Below are 14,860 nucleotides of genomic sequence, written 5' to 3'. Positions count from 1 at the left end.
AACATAATGGTGTTAACTCATACTACAGGTGTAGGCAAGGAGCAGACTATGAAGCGGCATAATGGACCTGTTATGGATTCGGTTAATTCAAGCAATAACGCTCGGACAACGATCGCCGAGGTTTTTCAATATGCAAGCAAATCCAGCGATTTTCATCAATTCTCTCCGATCGAGGACGACGATTCCGTCGGGATACGAATCAGCTATTATCAATCGCTTGTGGATGGCTTGAAAATAAACCGTTACCTCGTATCGGAAATTCAAAAAAATATCGAACATATAAAGAACCTGCAAGATATTAAAAGCATCATCCCGTTAGATGAGGTGAAGGTGACCCATGAGGCAGCCGAAGCGGAGAAAAAGCTGATAAAAGGCTATGCCGTCATTCAGTTGAACGAAGCGGAACAGGAGTTTATCCTGGTTAACGTGAAAACGGAGCAGGGCCATCGCCTGAGCAACGAAACCGAAAATGAATTTAGCGTCGTTGGGCCTAAAATCGGCTTCGTGGAAAATATAGACATCAATATTCACCTGTTAAGACAGCAAATCGCCGTACCGGAATTAGTGCTTGAGGAAATAACGGTCGGAACCTTGTCCAATACAAAGGTTATTATTGCGTACTTAGACGGAGTAACGAATCCAAGGCACGTGCAGACGGTTCGACAGCGGCTTAAAGCGATTGATTTTGATGTAATATTTGACAGCTCGATACTTGATCAAATCATCTCGGACAACTCCAATACGCCGTTCCCGCTGTTTCTATCGACGGAAAGGGTGGATCGCGTTATCTATGCGATCATATCCGGTCAAGTCGCCGTTTTCTCTGACAATTCGCCCTACGTGATTACCGGCCCGTCTACTTTTTTGGACTTTTTTATTTCGCCGGAGGACTATTATTTGCCTTGGATACTCGGAACCTTCTTCCGTATCATTCGACTTATGAGCGTTGTTTTCTCCATATTCGCCACGCCGCTTTATGTTGCCGCATTAACCTATCATTTCGAGGTGCTGCCGGAGGTCTTGCTCGAGCCGCTTATCATATCGCGCCAGCACGTTCCGTTTCCGCCCGTAATAGAGGCGATCTTTCTCGAAATCACGATCGAGCTGCTGCGGGAGGCCGGAGCGAGGCTGCCTACTAAAATCGGGCAGACGTTAGGGATCGTAGGGGGAATCGTAATTGGACAAGCGACGGTTCACGCGGCGCTGACGAGCAATATTTTGCTGATCATCGTTGCCCTATCGGCGCTCGCCTCGTTCACGACTCCCATTTTTAAAATGGCGAATACGATCCGGCTTTTGCGATTTCCGTTTATTCTGCTTGCGGCCCTTTGGGGAGGACTAGGCATTTTTGTCGGGTTCATTGTTCTTCTTGGGCATTTGTTGCGGTTAAAATCGTTAGGGACTCCTTATTTGGTTCCGATTTTCCCGTTTCGGACCGGTAACCTCGCGGACAGCTTCATCCGTGCCTCGTATCAATATGTGACAAATCGAAGCAAGTTTTTAAAGCCGGGATCCACTAAACGCTATCATCCGAAGGAAGACAAGGAGGATCTAAACAATGAGTAGCATGAAGCGGCTGCTGCTGCTTTCCTTCGCAGGCATGCTTGTCCTGACCGGCTGCAGTAATGAAGGCGTCGTCGACCATATCCGGATTTTGACCGTACTTGGATTCGACAAAAGCGAAACCGGATATACGGGCTCGGCTTTGTATTCCGATTATGGGGACCAAGGAAAAATAAAAGCGCTTCAAGGAAAAGCGAAGCAAACAAGGCTGATCCTGAATGAGATGGCCTTCCAATCCTCGCAGCCGATCCGGATGGAAAAGCTGAGAATGCTTGCTTTCAGCAAGGAGGTCGCCAAAGAAGGATTAGCCGCCTTTTTAAAAACCATTTGCAGAGACCCTTTAATCAGCAACTATATGATTATGGCCGTTTTTGACGATTCTATTGCATCCGTTTCCGAAAGTCTGGCAGGCAAAGGAAGCCAAGAGCTTCCTTACAATTTGCTCGAACAAAATATGAAGCTGGAGATGCTTCCTTATTCTAATCTTTCAACCGTCCTGTATGATTTTTACGGCACGGGGCGAGATTTTTCCGTTCCTTATCTTAGAATGAACCCAAAAAAGGAAATTGAGATTGCCGGATACGGGATATTCAAGGATGACCGGTTGAAGCTCGTTTTGAGTCCGGAAGAAATGCCGTTTTTTAAATTGCTGCTGGGCGACGCGATGCGGGGGGATATTCCTTTTATCATCAGGAAGGGCTCGAAGGAATCGCCGGCTATATTTACCGTTAACTACGGCAAGCAGAACAAGAAGGTTATCTTTAATCAGAACGAAACCCGAGTATCCTTTACCTTCGTGTTAGACGGGATGGTTAATGAATATCCGGAATGGTTTGCATTGGACGTGGAGGAAAATACAAAGTCGTTGATAAGGCAACTGGAAGAGCAAATTCAAAGCCGCCTTATGGCGCTACAGCACAAGTTTGAGAATGCAAAGGTTGACCCGCTGGGAATCGGTGATCTGGTCAGATCCCGTCTCAGAAGCTGGAACGAACAAAAATTTTATGCGGCAGAATACGAAAAAGTCAAATTCGATTTTCAATTTAGCACGCATCTAAGCAAGTCCGGAGTCGGAGAATAATGGCGTCAGGGGGATGCACGTGGGGAAACAAGTAAAGGAAAGCTTAACCGTATCTCCATATTTGTTATGGTTTTTACTGCATGGCACGCAAATGGGCAGTACCCTGCTAATTTTTCAAAGCCGCATCATTAAAGGGGCGGAAATGGATTCCATGTTTTCTTTTGCGGCTGTGGGGATCAGCCTTCATTTGATTATTGCGATCATGTTTTTTTTGCTGGAAAATGCAAAGGACGGAGACATCATATCGCTGCACAACCAGTTATTCGGCAAGCGGCTGGGAAGCCTTCTGACTCTCGCGTTCTATGGTTATATCCTTATCTTTATCATAAATGAAATGAGGTCCTATTTAGAGGTCATCCATGTGTGGGTATTTCCAAATACCCCGTTATGGTCCTTATCGGTCCTGCTGCTGCTGACTTCCGCTTACATCGTTTCCGGGGGCTTAAGGGTCATTACGGGTATTTCACTCTTCTGTGTCATCATCCCCTCCCTGCTCATACCGTCTCTCTATTTTCCGTTGAAACAAGGGCATTTGACGAATTTTCTCCCGTTGTTCAACCATAACGCTTATGAGTTTGCAGAGTCGGCCTATCATTCGTTGAGCACCTTGTTAGGCATTGAGTTTCTGCTTCTTCTGTATCCTTTTATCAAAAATCAGGAAAAGTCCAAGAAATGGGCCCATATCGCGGTTGCGCATTCCACTTTAATTCCTTTAATAATCGGGTTTGTTAGCTTTTCCTTCTTTAACATTCAACAGTTGGAGCATACCATCTGGCCTACGCTTATTTTGTCCAAAATCATTCGCTTTCCTTTTCTCGAAAGATTCGATTACATCTATATTTTTATGTGGTTTTTCGTGATGATTTCCGCGTGCTGCGTCGGCTTGTGGGGAGGCGTCCGCATTTTGAAGAACACGATCGGCATGAAAGCAAAACCATCCTTATGGATTACCTGCGGCCTCGTGTTTGTTGTGTTGCTTCCGATGAAGAGCCCGATGACGATTGAAAGGCTGGATTCCGTGTTGGCCTTGTCGGGGTGGATTCTATTGTACGGTTATATTCCGCTGCTATTTATATGGATTCGCGTGAGCAAGCGGTTTAAAAAAAGAGAGGGCATGGCTAATGGAAGTTAGGATAACGGATTGTTCTTTTGACGGCTGTCTAGTACACTGTAGCTGAACAATCTAAAGGAAGTGACATCGTGAGTAACCTGCCGCATGGACAAAAAAAAGCTCCGTCCTTATTCCGGAAGAGGATAAACTATATCTCTATTACAGTGCTGCTGCTGACGATACAAGCGGCAGCTTTATTGCTGATTGCTTCGGAACAGGCGTCGGCGCTGGCGGATACCGCTTCTCCCGCCTATCTCGCCTCCAGCTTCGATCCCCATGAGCAGGTCGGCCATGACCATTCGGCATCCAGCCGCGCAGATAGCGGGATAACGGCGGGTCAACTGATATTTTATGCGGTACGTTCCGCTTATTACCTCGCCTTGTCCCTTGCGGCGGGTTTGATGCTCTGGTCCGTTGCGATACCTGCGGAAGCGGACGCCGTTCAGCGAAAGCTCTTGGATAAATGGGGGCTGCCGGCGATGAGAGGGCTGCTGCTCGTTATCCTTTTATTCGTATTCGTACACATGAGTGAATTGTTAAAGGGCTATACCGGCGGCAGTCCGCGGGAATGGCTCCGATTGCTGACCGAAACCTCGCCCGGCCGCTCCTGGCTCGCGCTCATTCTGCTATCGTTCATCGGATTCGCCGCGCTGAAGCTTAAGGATTCCTTCAAAGCGCTGTGGGCGCTGCTTCTGCTGGCGGTGGAAAGCTTCAACGGACATGTTAATGCCTTGCCGTCCAATACGCTGGCCATCGTGCTGGACTTCATCCATCTCGTCTGTTCGGCCTTATGGGCCGGCGGGTTAATGCTGCTTCTGCTGTTCTGGCGGTCAGAACGAAAGGAGGCTGGGCGGTTCGCCGGGAAGTTTACGCAGATGGCATGGCTGACGATTCTGCTGCTGACGCTGAGCGGAGTCGGAATGACCTTCCTTCTGCTTCCTTCTTGGCGGTATTTGCTTTATACAACCTGGGGGAATTTGCTGCTTGCGAAAGGGCTGCTCGTCTTGCTCGTTATCGGGACGGGCTATCTGCTGCGCCGGCGCGTGAAGCGGCATGAGCTCCCGCGGGGGGGATTGCTGAAGCTTGACGGCGTTTTGATGTGCCTGATCATCATCATCGCAAGCTTGTTCACCTATATGAGCCCCGTTCCCGATACCGAACCGCTTTCCTATCATAAAATGGGCGATAAGCTCCATTACACGCTGGGGATAACGCCTAACGGTCCCGGCCCGAATCGGCTGACGCTGAAGGTGTGGCTGCCGGAGCAGCTTGGCGCCCCGGCTTCCGTTCAACTCGTTCTGCGGGCGGACCGATATCCGGGCCGCGCAGGTATCGAGGTTCCTCTGCTTAGCGATTTTTCCGGCAGCGAGCTATCGTTCCCAGGCTTTAAGGAAACGGCCTTCTATGCCGACAAGGTGGACCTGTATACACGCGGCGCTTGGACGGCCGAGCTTGTTATCATTGACAAAGCCGGCGGGGAAACGAAGCAATCTATTCCGTTCCGCAACGATTAAGAGTTTATCACAAGGTGAAATTATTCGACACGATTTGCAGGATTCAACCTCATTTCGTAGAATGTCTAAGCTTAGGATACGTCAGATTCAAATCGGGAGGTAGCGCATGTCGAACGATTGGCAATTTCCCATCGATCGTGAAATTAAGCTGTATAACCGGATGGATGAGCTTCATCGGTTGAATGAAGGGCTTGAAGTGGTCGGGTCTGAAGCCGGCTGGCCGGAGAGGGCGGTGCTCGACCTCTCGCTGGCTTGCGAAGAGCTTGTCGTTAATATTGTGAATTACGGCTTCCCTTCAGGCGGCGAGCATCCTATCCATGTCCTGATTCAAGCATCCCCGAACAGCGTCGAGGTCATGATCGAAGACGGGGGAATCCCTTTCAATCCGCTGCAGGAAGCGGACCCGCTTGCACTGCTGGACCTTGAGCTGGAGGATCGTCCGATCGGAGGCTTGGGTATTTTTTTTGTAAAAAGGTTAATGGACGACATTCATTATGAATACGCCGAAGGGCTGAACCGCTTTCGGATGCGGAAGCAATTTGGCGCCGCGGACAAGAACGATCAACAACTTGCAGGGGGACACGGGCGATGAACATACAAGCTACTGAAAAGAACGGGGTAACGATTATTCCATTGGAGGGACGGCTCGACGGCAGCAACGCAACGGTCGCGGAGCAAGCTTTCCTCCAGCTTCTCGCTGAAGGAAAGCAGCAGTTTATATTTGATCTCAGCGGGCTACAGTACATAAGCAGCGCGGGACTTCGCGTTATTCTCGTAGCCGCGAAGAAGCTGAGGGCATCGAAAGGCCGAATGGTTTGCGCGTCCTTAACCGAGCAGGTATACGATGTATTCGAAATGTCGGGCTTTACGACGATATTGGAAATGGCGGCAACACGGGAAGAAGCGCTTGAGAAAATAAGCGCAAGCGCTTGATGATGAACATTCAGAAGCCAGAAAGGCGGTACCGGTCTTGTCGGGTATTCAATTGTTAATCGGCGCGGCGGGCCTCGGCGCGGCGGCTTATATGTATGTTCGGAACCGCCGGCTGGCCGCAAAGCTGAAGCGGGCGGAGATGCTGTTTGATTTAAGCAAGGAGATGCATTCCTCGCTTTATAAACCAGAACTGTTACATGCAGTGAACGAAGCGGCCAGGAAGCTGGTATTCGCCGAGGAAACGGCAGCCTTGCTAGCTGATGACGCCGTTACCGGACCGGGAACCGGACTAATGACAAGCGCGCCAGGGAGCGGCGACGTCGTGACCGTGCCGATGATGGCGAGAGGCCGTAAGCTTGGCGTTCTGCAAGCGGCTGCCAAGCGCGGAGGGGCGTCGTTCAGCGATACGGACCGTGAGACGCTGGCGAAATTCGCCGAGCCGTTCGCGCTTGCTCTCGATAACGCGCTCCTCTATGAAGCGCTAGAGAAATCGGTGAACGAGCTTCAACACGCGACCGCGCAGAAGGAACGGCTCGAGAGCGAGCTGCAGATTGCAGGGAGCATACAGCTCAGCTTCCTGCCGACGATCATGCCTTCGGCTAACGAACCGTTCGACGTATGCGCGCTTCTCCGGTCGGCGAAGGAGGTCGGAGGCGATTTTTATAACTTTTTTAAAATTGACGACGACAACCTGTTCTTTACGCTCGGCGACGTATCCGACAAAGGGATACCGGCGGCGCTGTTCATGGCGATGACGCTGTCGCTGATCAAAGGGAAGATGAATTCGGAGCTCTCTCCGGGCGAGCTGCTTGAGAAAGTAAACGATGAGCTCTGTACCGACAATGCGCAGCTGTTTGCAACTATCGTATGCGGCGTGTTGAAGATATCAACCGGTGAAGTCGTGCTGAGCGACGGAGGCCACTGTACGCCATACGTCGTGAAGGCGGATGGCGAGGTGCTCCCGGTCAAGCTTCCGAAAGGAATACCTCTGGGGTCCTTCCCCGAGTTTACGTATAAGGATCAGACGATTGCGCTCGAACGCGGGGATCGCATCGTTCTGTATACGGACGGCATAACCGAAGCGGAGAACGCGGATCAGGAGCAATATTCAGCGAACCGGCTGCAGCTTTTCTTAGCACAAGCATCCGGCTACTCCAGCGCTGAAATTATCGACGCGCTGCTGATGGATGTGTTTATGTTCGCGGACGGCGCGCCTCAATCCGACGACATTGCGGTACTATGCCTCATGCGCCGTTAGGCGCGAGGCCTTCCGAATAAGGGTGAATCACTATGCGAATGTATAAAACCGGATTTGATTATTTAAGTGACGAGCTCGCCATGCTAGAGCAGGGGATCCGTCTTCTTCTTGCCGATTTCGAGAGCAGGGAGACCGACGGGCAGACGCCGGCAATGATGCGGGGACTCGTCGTTAATCCAGCGGATATCGAGCGGTCATTGCAGGAATCGGAGAGGCGCGGCGAGCCCGATGCCCTAGCCTGGTTCCGGCAGGCGCGCTTAGAGGCCGAGGCTGAATTCGAGAAGGCTGCAGGAGCCAGCATAAGCGAAGGGATATTCCTCCCATTCGCTTATTTGTCTCGGGCTTTTCAGCTTACGGCATGGGAGCGGCGCTGCGTGCTGCTTTGTCTGGCCGCCGAGCTCGACCCCCGTTTCGAGAGCTGGTTCGGCTATTTGAATGACGACGTGACGCTTCGCGCTCCGACCGCGTGGCTTGCCTTGCGGCTGCTCGGCGATTCGGCTGAGGACATCCACTCGGCACGGCGATGGTTGGCGGGTCACTCCGCGCTGGGGAAATTCGTCTTCAGAGCGGATAAAACGGCTGCCGCAGCCGACCGGAGCTCGCTGAAGCTGCCGCTGCGATTAGATTCCCGAATCGTCTCCTTCCTGCTGGAGACGGAACGGCTGGATACTAGAATTGCGGGAGTTGCTTCCCTTCACGGTACCGATGATCCCGCCCCCGGGCTTTTGTTCGATGAGCAGCTTCAGGAAAGCTTGCGGAAGGCGGTCGGCATGGAACGGACGCGGTATGAGAATGGGGAGGAACGCCAGGCAGGCGCCATGCGGCAGCTGCCGTTCATTCATTTAAGCGGTCCGCCCGGAGCAGGGAAGAAGCTGCACGCCCGGCATTTGGCCGAGGGCGAAGGCCGGCCGCTGCTGCTGGTCGGGCTGGATAAACTTGCGAAGGAAGCGGATACGCTCGCGGAGCAGCTGAAGCATATCGTGCGGGAGGCGATATTGTCAGGCGCCGTGCTGGGCCTGGATGAAGGAGCCGGCGATCTGTTCGCGCAGGAAGGCAGGGAAGGGGCGGATGGGCGGTTTACGGGAATTCGGGCCGCGCTTTGCGAATATGCGGATTCGCTTCATTTTCCGACGGCCATTTGGCTGTCCCGGCTGGAGCGCAGACCCTCGCAGCTGCCGCTCCCCGGGAAGGCCGTCTGGATTCATAGGCCGATCGTCATACCGGAAGCTGAAATACGGCTGCATTTATGGAGACGGTACTCCGATGGGCAGGCCGTTGACGGGATGCTACGGCTGCTTGCGGACAAATACGCCTATACAGCCGGACAGATTGCGGGCATGTACCGGCAGGCTAGACGGATTGCGGATTGGAGCGGGCGCGCGGAGCCGTCGCTGGAGGATTACGCCGCCGCTTCGAGAACGCAGGTGCAGCACCGTTTGTCCGAGCTTGCCGTGAAGCAGGCGCTTGTCAGGCAGTGGGAGGATCTTGTGCTGCCGGTTGAGCCGATGGAGCTGCTGAAGGATGCCTGCAGCCGATATAAATACAGTGAAACGGTGTTCCACCGCTGGGGATTCGGGAGCAAGCTTCCTTACGGTCGGGGTCTAAGCATGCTGTTCGCTGGGCCTCCGGGCACGGGAAAAACGATGGCGGCAGAGGTTGTGGCCGGGGAATTAGGTCTTGAGCTATACCGCATCGATTTGTCCCGGGTTGTAAGCAAGTATATCGGCGAAACCGAAAAAAACCTGCGCGAGCTGTTCGCGGAGGCGGAGAACAGCGGGGCAATCTTATTCTTCGACGAGGGGGATTCGTTGTTCGGCAAACGAACCGAGGTCAAGGATTCAAACGACCGCTTCGCCAATATGGAAGCGGCCTACCTGCTGCAGCGCATCGAAACCTTCGACGGCGTGTCGATTTTGGCTACGAACCTGCTGCAGAACATGGATGAGGCCTTTTTGCGCAGAATGCAGGCGATCGTTAAATTCCCGTTTCCGGACGCGGCTCAGCGCGAGCTTATTTTCCGTTCGTTGCTGCCGAAGGAAGCGCCGCTGGACGAGGATCTCGACCTCGCGTTTCTGGCGGCCCGCGTCGATGCGTCCGGAGGGCATATTAAAAATATCGTGCTCGCCGCCGCTTTTATGGCTGCCTCCGAGCAGGCCCCGATCGGAATGAAGCATATGATTCGCGCTACCCGCCAGGAGCTGCACAAGATGGGGAAAATCGTCGTCAAAGAATCGTTCGAGCCCTATATTTGATCGATTCTTTCATAGATTGTTTTCGACAAAAAACGAGTCTGTTTAGATTTTGTGCAGGCGATGCCAGTTTGACAAAAAATGAGTAATTTTGCGTAGTCAATTGGTAGTAGAGAAGCTATAATAGAATTTGTATACGAACGGGTTTGTAATTATGCATTTGGGAGAGTGGTAGGCTGATGGCAGGATATACGGTCATTGCGGATTTAGGAGCCAGTCTGCTGCGCTTGCTGCGGGACCATCTAACGCCTGATCCCGTGCCGCGTCCCGAATTGATCGGAATGGCATCGCCCCGAGATGCCGGGGATCTCTCGCTCTCCATGTTCCTTTATAACGTGAAGGAGAACGGCGAGGCGCGCCGGACCGGGATGGTCGACCGCGGAGGAGTGCTGCAGTATCCGCCGCAGGCGCTTGACTTTTATTTCATGATGACAGCGCATTCTAACGCGGACCGTCTAACGAAATCGCTGGACGAGCAGCGGATACTAGGACGTGCGATGCAGGTGATGTATGATAACGCCGTGCTTCGCAGCCCTTATTTGGAAGGCGCGCTGGCCGAAGGCGGAGATCCGATCCGGATGTCGCTAGTCGGCATGGAAGGCGACGAGCTTATAAAGCTGTGGCAATTCGGCGACCTGCCGTACAAGCTGTCCGTCGTCTACCGCGTCGGACCTGTCATGCTGGATTCGACGAGAGTCAAGCCGATTACCCGGGTCGTCGAGCGTCATATCGTGCTTGAGGATAAGGACGGTGGCTGAGCATGACGCGGCTTCGTTCATCCATCGTCACCCGCTGCTCGCTTGTCGTGTCGCCCGTCGACGTATGGACAAGAAAACTTCCTGTATCATCCTCTTTAAGCGTCACCCTTCAAGATATACATAAGAAGCCGATCCGAAAATCGGACGGCACCTACCTTTTTCTCGATTTGCCGGCAGGAAGCTATGTGCTGGAGGTTACCTCGCCAAGCTTTATCCCTTACCGGGAGACGGTCGACACCGCCAAGCTGGAATTTTTAAATCCGGTCGTAACGGTGCCGCTTCTGCCCGGTCCGGGTTATCCCTTTCCGGCTGCCGCGACCGCCATTTCCTTTCTTCTCTATGACGAAGCCGGGATTCCGCTAACCGGCGCCGGCGTTGCTGCTTACGCAGACGAGGAATCCGCATCGAGAGGGCGGATTTCCCAAGACAAGCTGGAGCCGGGGGACAGCATCGCTTCGGTCGGACTGCTGCAAGGCCAGACCGTTGCAGGCGAGAGCCTTCTTCTGCGCGGACAGGGCAAAGAAGAGCTCGTATGCGTCGCCGAAGTTTTGCCGGGCGGCGTGCTCCGCTTCGATCGGCCCGTCAAGGAAAGCTACCGCAGAGGCGCATTGCTGCTTCCGGCGGTTCGCACGCGCAGTGCGCAGAACGGCTCGGTATTGCTGCCGTTCCGCGGAACGCTGCCGCCAAGCTTTGCGGTGAATGCCGTCGTGACAAGCGGATCAACCCGCTTGACGGCGAAGCTGACCGCGCAGTCGGGAAAGGTTGCAAGCGCTCCGTCTCTGACTCTCCAACGGGAGAATGAAGGCAAGAAATAGGTCTTACGGCCGACACAGGCACTGCTTGCCTGCTGTTGCCTAATACATAAATAGTTTCAGAGAGGAGATCACACATGGCTGAGTATTTATCGCCAGGCGTCTATGTGGAGGAATTCGAAAGCGGCGCCAAACCACTTGAAGGGGTCAGTACGAGCACGGCAGGCTTTATCGGGCTAGCCGCGCGCGGACCGGTTGCGGGATTGCCGCAGCTCATCACGAGCCCGGCAGATTTTAGCCGCGTATTCGGTTCCTATCTTTCCGAGAACGCATTCGGCTCATACCGTTATCTTGCGTACGCGGTTAACCAGTTTTTCACAAACGGAGGTTCCCGCTGCTACATCATGCGCGTTGCTCCATCGGATGCCAAGATTGCTTCCAATGAAGCCCGGGAGGAAGCCGTTCTCTCCATTCAAGCTAAAAATCCCGGCGCGTGGGGCAATCAAATCCGCGTCGTTGCCACTCCTGCAAGCAAAGCGAAGACGCCGATCTATGAAGCGGGCGAAGGCAACCGCTACCGCGTGAAAAATGCTGCCGGCTTCAGCGCAGGCGACATTGTGGTATTTACAAACGGCGCAGAGAAGCAATATAACCGCGTCGTGTCCGTTCATGACCAAGTCATTGAACTGGCTGAAGCGTTAAGCGGAGACGCGGTCGATACATCGCTTGTACCGGCTAAAGTGCTCAGCACATCGGAATTTACGATCAACGTGATCTATGGAACCGAATCGGAAACCTACGAGAAGGCATCGCTGAATCCGGAAGCGCCTAACTACGTGGAGAAGCTGATCGGCCGCTCCAGCCTCGTCGAAATACAGGTCGCGAATCCGGTTGATGGCATTATCGCTCCGTTCGAACAAATCTCTGGCGCCAGCGACGGGAATTTTGAAATCCTGCTGTCCGGCGGCAGCGACGGTTCGGCGGGAAGCTTGTCGGCCGGCGATTTCATCGGAGAAGACTTCGGTCCCGGCAAAAGAACCGGCATCCAGTCGTTCATCGACAACGATGTGGTCAGCATTATGGCCATTCCGGGCGTAACGGATCCGAACGTGCAGCTGTCGCTCGTCGCGCATTGCGAGAATCTGGGAAGCCGCTTCGCGATTCTCGATCTCCCGCGCGAAGCGACTAAGGTGCAGGACGTGCTCGCGCACCGCGATTTGTTCGATTCGAGCTACTGCGCGCTGTATAACCCATGGCTTCAAGTCTTCGATCCGCTGGACAAGAGAAACATCTTCGTTCCTCCGTCCGGTACGATCGCAGGCATTTACTCCCGTTCGGATACGACGCGCGGCGTGCAGAAGGCGCCTGCGAACGAGACGCTTCGCGGCGTTGTCGGACTTGACGTGCAGTACAATAACGGCGAGCAGGACATTCTTAATCCGGCGGGCGTTAACCTGATCCGCGCTTTCACGGGCCAAGGCATTCGCGTATGGGGGGCTCGCACTTGCTCATCCAACTCGCTCTGGAAATATATCAACGTGCGCCGTTTATTCATTTTCCTCGAGGGCTCCATTAAGAACGGCTCGAACTGGGTCGTATTCGAACCGAACACGGAGCAGTTGTGGGCTCGCGTTCAGCGCACCATCGACGCTTTCTTGACGCGCGTCTGGCGCGACGGGGCTTTGGCGGGAACAAGCCCGTCCGAAGCGTTCTATATCGATATCGGACGTTCGACGATGACGCAGGACGATATCGACAACGGACGATTAATCTGCGTCATCGGCGTAGCGCCGGTGAAGCCGGCTGAATTCGTCGTGTTCCGCATTACGCAGAAGACAGGCTCGGAATAATAATTAGCTTCCATATCGAATAACGGAAGGGGATACACATGCCAGGGGACCGTATTGATCCATACCGCAATTTTAGATTTCGCGTAGAAGTAGAAGGACTAGAGCAAGCAGGTTTTAGCGAGGTATCCGGATTCGAAGCGACCTTCGACGTCGTGGAATACCGTGAAGGCAATGAACTGATTACGCCGCGCAAGCTTCCGGGCTTGATCAAATACGGCAACATTACGCTGAAATGGGGCACGACGGAGTCGATGGAGCTGTACGAATGGCTTCAGGAATGCGCCGAGGGCACTATCGAGCGCAAGACGATTACGATTATCGCCTTGGACGAAGAGGGCGGGGACGTCGCAACATGGCAGGTCATTGAAGCATGGCCGGTAAAATACACCGCTCCTACTTTCAACGGTACCGGCAACGAAGTAGCGCTTGAGCTGATCGAATTCGCGCACGAGGGTTTGACGCGCACGGCGTAGGCAATTAGAGCATGAAGGAGCGAAACAAGGGATGGCGGCAGGCGGTGACCCGTTTGCTCCTCTCTTGTTTTCCGCTTTATAGTTCTTTATTCGAAATGGAGAGATGAATCGATGGCGTTTCAAACGGAATACGAATTCGAACTGCCGCGCGGCTACGTCGACGATCAGGGGAATCTGCACCGTCGCGGCGTTATGCGCCTCGCAACCGCAGCGGACGAGATTTTGCCGATGAAGGACCCGCGCGTCCAGTCTAACCCGAGTTATTTGACCGTTATTTTGATGGCAAGAGTGGTGACGAAGCTGGGCGACGTCAGACATATCGATACGAAGCTGATTGAGAAGCTGTTTACGGCCGATCTTGCTTATTTGCAAAACCTGTACCGCCAAATCAATGATTTGGAGGCGCCGAAGGTGCTTACCGCTTGTCCGAAATGCGACCATGAGTTCGAGGTGGCCGTCGATTTTTTGTCCTTAACGGAGGCCCTCTCCTAGGTTACCCGGTTGACCGGCTGTACGAGGAGGTTGGCTTCGTCGCCTATTATTTCCACTGGCCGCATGACGAGATTATGAATATGGAGCACGCGGAGCGCCGCCGGTGGTGCGATGAGATTTCCAAAATCAACCGTAAAATGAATGATGAAACGGACAACAAGAAAAACATTTTCGACGTATTCGGGAAGAGGTGACGTGAGAGGGCTATGGCGGTAATGAACGGGAGAGGGCAAGGGCGCTTTCATGACGTGGCTACGACGTTTAAGTTCTGGGTAGAGCTGGACGATATCTTTGTGGCAGGCTTCTCCGAGGTTTCGGGTCTTGAAGCGGAAACGGAGATCGAGGAGTACCGCGAGGGCGGCGTCAACGGTTATGTGCATAAGCTTCCGAAGGGCGTCAAGTTTCCGAATCTAGTCCTACGCAAGGGGATGACGAAATCGCCGGCGCTGTGGAATTGGTACGAAAGCACGATTGACGGGACGATTGACCGCAAGACCGGTGCGATTGTGCTGCAATCCGCTGACGGAACGGAGTTTGGACGCTGGAGCTTTTTTGACGCGTACCCGGTCAAGTGGACGGGGCCCGAGCTCAATGCAAGCACGAGCGATGTGGCCGTCGAGTCGATCGAAATTATCCACAGCGGGTTATACGGGGATTTCGAAGCGTAGAGGCGGATTGGGAGCCGGGATGAAAGTTGCGGGATAGATTCGGTTGTAGCTCGGCATGACACAATCCTGCGGCTATATTGGGTTTTTGCAGTAACTTTGTTTTGTTTATCTGTGATTTGGAGGCTATGTTGTATTCTGTCCAGTAAAAAGTCGGTTAA

At 53.3% G+C, this 14,860-nt stretch carries 15 protein-coding genes; all 15 read left to right on the top strand.

Annotated elements, in window-relative coordinates:
• Positions 1 to 48 precede the first annotated feature (48 nt).
• The 15 genes from H581_RS0122610 to H581_RS0122540 all read left to right on the top strand — a co-directional run bounded on the left by H581_RS0122610 (position 49) and on the right by H581_RS0122540 (position 14,702).
• Positions 49 to 1,566 (top strand): spore germination protein, encoded by a 1,518-nt coding sequence (locus tag H581_RS0122610; protein WP_036719602.1) that lies wholly within the window; start codon positions 49 to 51, stop codon positions 1,564 to 1,566.
• The gene (locus H581_RS0122605) at positions 1,559 to 2,644 is read left to right on the top strand and encodes a Ger(x)C family spore germination protein (protein ID WP_028611992.1); all 1,086 of its coding nucleotides are present in this window, start codon (positions 1,559 to 1,561) and stop codon (positions 2,642 to 2,644) included. The genes H581_RS0122610 and H581_RS0122605 overlap by 8 nt, the downstream gene beginning before the upstream one ends.
• 19 nt (positions 2,645 to 2,663) lie before the next feature.
• On the top strand, positions 2,664 to 3,776 hold the full coding sequence (locus H581_RS0122600) for a GerAB/ArcD/ProY family transporter (RefSeq protein ID WP_028611991.1): 1,113 nt from the start codon (positions 2,664 to 2,666) through the stop codon (positions 3,774 to 3,776).
• 68 nt (positions 3,777 to 3,844) lie between these two features.
• Positions 3,845 to 5,269, top strand: coding sequence for a copper resistance D family protein (locus H581_RS35085; protein WP_051251235.1), 1,425 nt, complete (start codon positions 3,845 to 3,847; stop codon positions 5,267 to 5,269).
• Between the two features lie 106 nt (positions 5,270 to 5,375).
• Positions 5,376 to 5,861, top strand: a complete 486-nt coding sequence (locus tag H581_RS35080) for an ATP-binding protein (protein ID WP_051251233.1) — start codon at positions 5,376 to 5,378, stop codon at positions 5,859 to 5,861.
• A complete protein-coding gene (locus H581_RS0122585; protein ID WP_028611990.1) occupies positions 5,858 to 6,202 on the top strand; it encodes an STAS domain-containing protein in 345 nt (114 codons plus the stop codon). Before H581_RS35080 ends, H581_RS0122585 begins: the two co-directional genes overlap by 4 nt.
• A 37-nt stretch (positions 6,203 to 6,239) precedes the next feature.
• Positions 6,240 to 7,460 carry a PP2C family protein-serine/threonine phosphatase gene (locus H581_RS35075; RefSeq protein WP_051251231.1) on the top strand — a complete coding sequence of 407 codons (1,221 nt, stop codon included), beginning with the start codon at positions 6,240 to 6,242 and terminating at the stop codon, positions 7,458 to 7,460.
• A gap of 32 nt (positions 7,461 to 7,492) precedes the next feature.
• Positions 7,493 to 9,712 (top strand): AAA family ATPase, encoded by a 2,220-nt coding sequence (locus H581_RS39365; protein WP_051251229.1) that lies wholly within the window; start codon positions 7,493 to 7,495, stop codon positions 9,710 to 9,712.
• A gap of 176 nt (positions 9,713 to 9,888) precedes the next feature.
• Entirely contained in the window at positions 9,889 to 10,467 is a 579-nt protein-coding gene (locus H581_RS0122570; RefSeq protein WP_028611989.1) for a Pvc16 family protein, read from the top strand.
• A gap of 2 nt (positions 10,468 to 10,469) precedes the next feature.
• Positions 10,470 to 11,282 (top strand): peptidase associated/transthyretin-like domain-containing protein, encoded by an 813-nt coding sequence (locus tag H581_RS0122565; protein WP_028611988.1) that lies wholly within the window; start codon positions 10,470 to 10,472, stop codon positions 11,280 to 11,282.
• Between the two features lie 74 nt (positions 11,283 to 11,356).
• Entirely contained in the window at positions 11,357 to 13,069 is a 1,713-nt protein-coding gene (locus H581_RS0122560) for a phage tail sheath family protein (RefSeq protein ID WP_028611987.1), read from the top strand.
• Positions 13,070 to 13,107: 38 nt separating this feature from the next.
• A complete protein-coding gene (locus H581_RS0122555) occupies positions 13,108 to 13,542 on the top strand; it encodes a phage tail protein (protein WP_028611986.1) in 435 nt (144 codons plus the stop codon).
• Positions 13,543 to 13,653: 111 nt separating this feature from the next.
• Positions 13,654 to 14,034, top strand: coding sequence for a hypothetical protein (locus H581_RS0122550; RefSeq protein ID WP_028611985.1), 381 nt, complete (start codon positions 13,654 to 13,656; stop codon positions 14,032 to 14,034).
• A gap of 17 nt (positions 14,035 to 14,051) precedes the next feature.
• Entirely contained in the window at positions 14,052 to 14,228 is a 177-nt protein-coding gene (locus H581_RS39510; RefSeq protein WP_036719599.1) for a DUF6760 family protein, read from the top strand.
• A 54-nt stretch (positions 14,229 to 14,282) separates the two neighbouring features.
• The gene (locus tag H581_RS0122540) at positions 14,283 to 14,702 is read left to right on the top strand and encodes a phage tail protein (protein WP_028611984.1); all 420 of its coding nucleotides are present in this window, start codon (positions 14,283 to 14,285) and stop codon (positions 14,700 to 14,702) included.
• The last annotated feature ends 158 nt before the right edge of the window (positions 14,703 to 14,860 follow it).

It is taken from the genome of Paenibacillus harenae DSM 16969 (genome assembly GCF_000422465.1).
Classification (GTDB): domain Bacteria; phylum Bacillota; class Bacilli; order Paenibacillales; family Paenibacillaceae; genus Pristimantibacillus; species Pristimantibacillus harenae.
The sequence above is the reverse complement of the archived record's forward strand: the minus strand, read 5'-3'. Positions and strand labels throughout refer to the sequence as shown.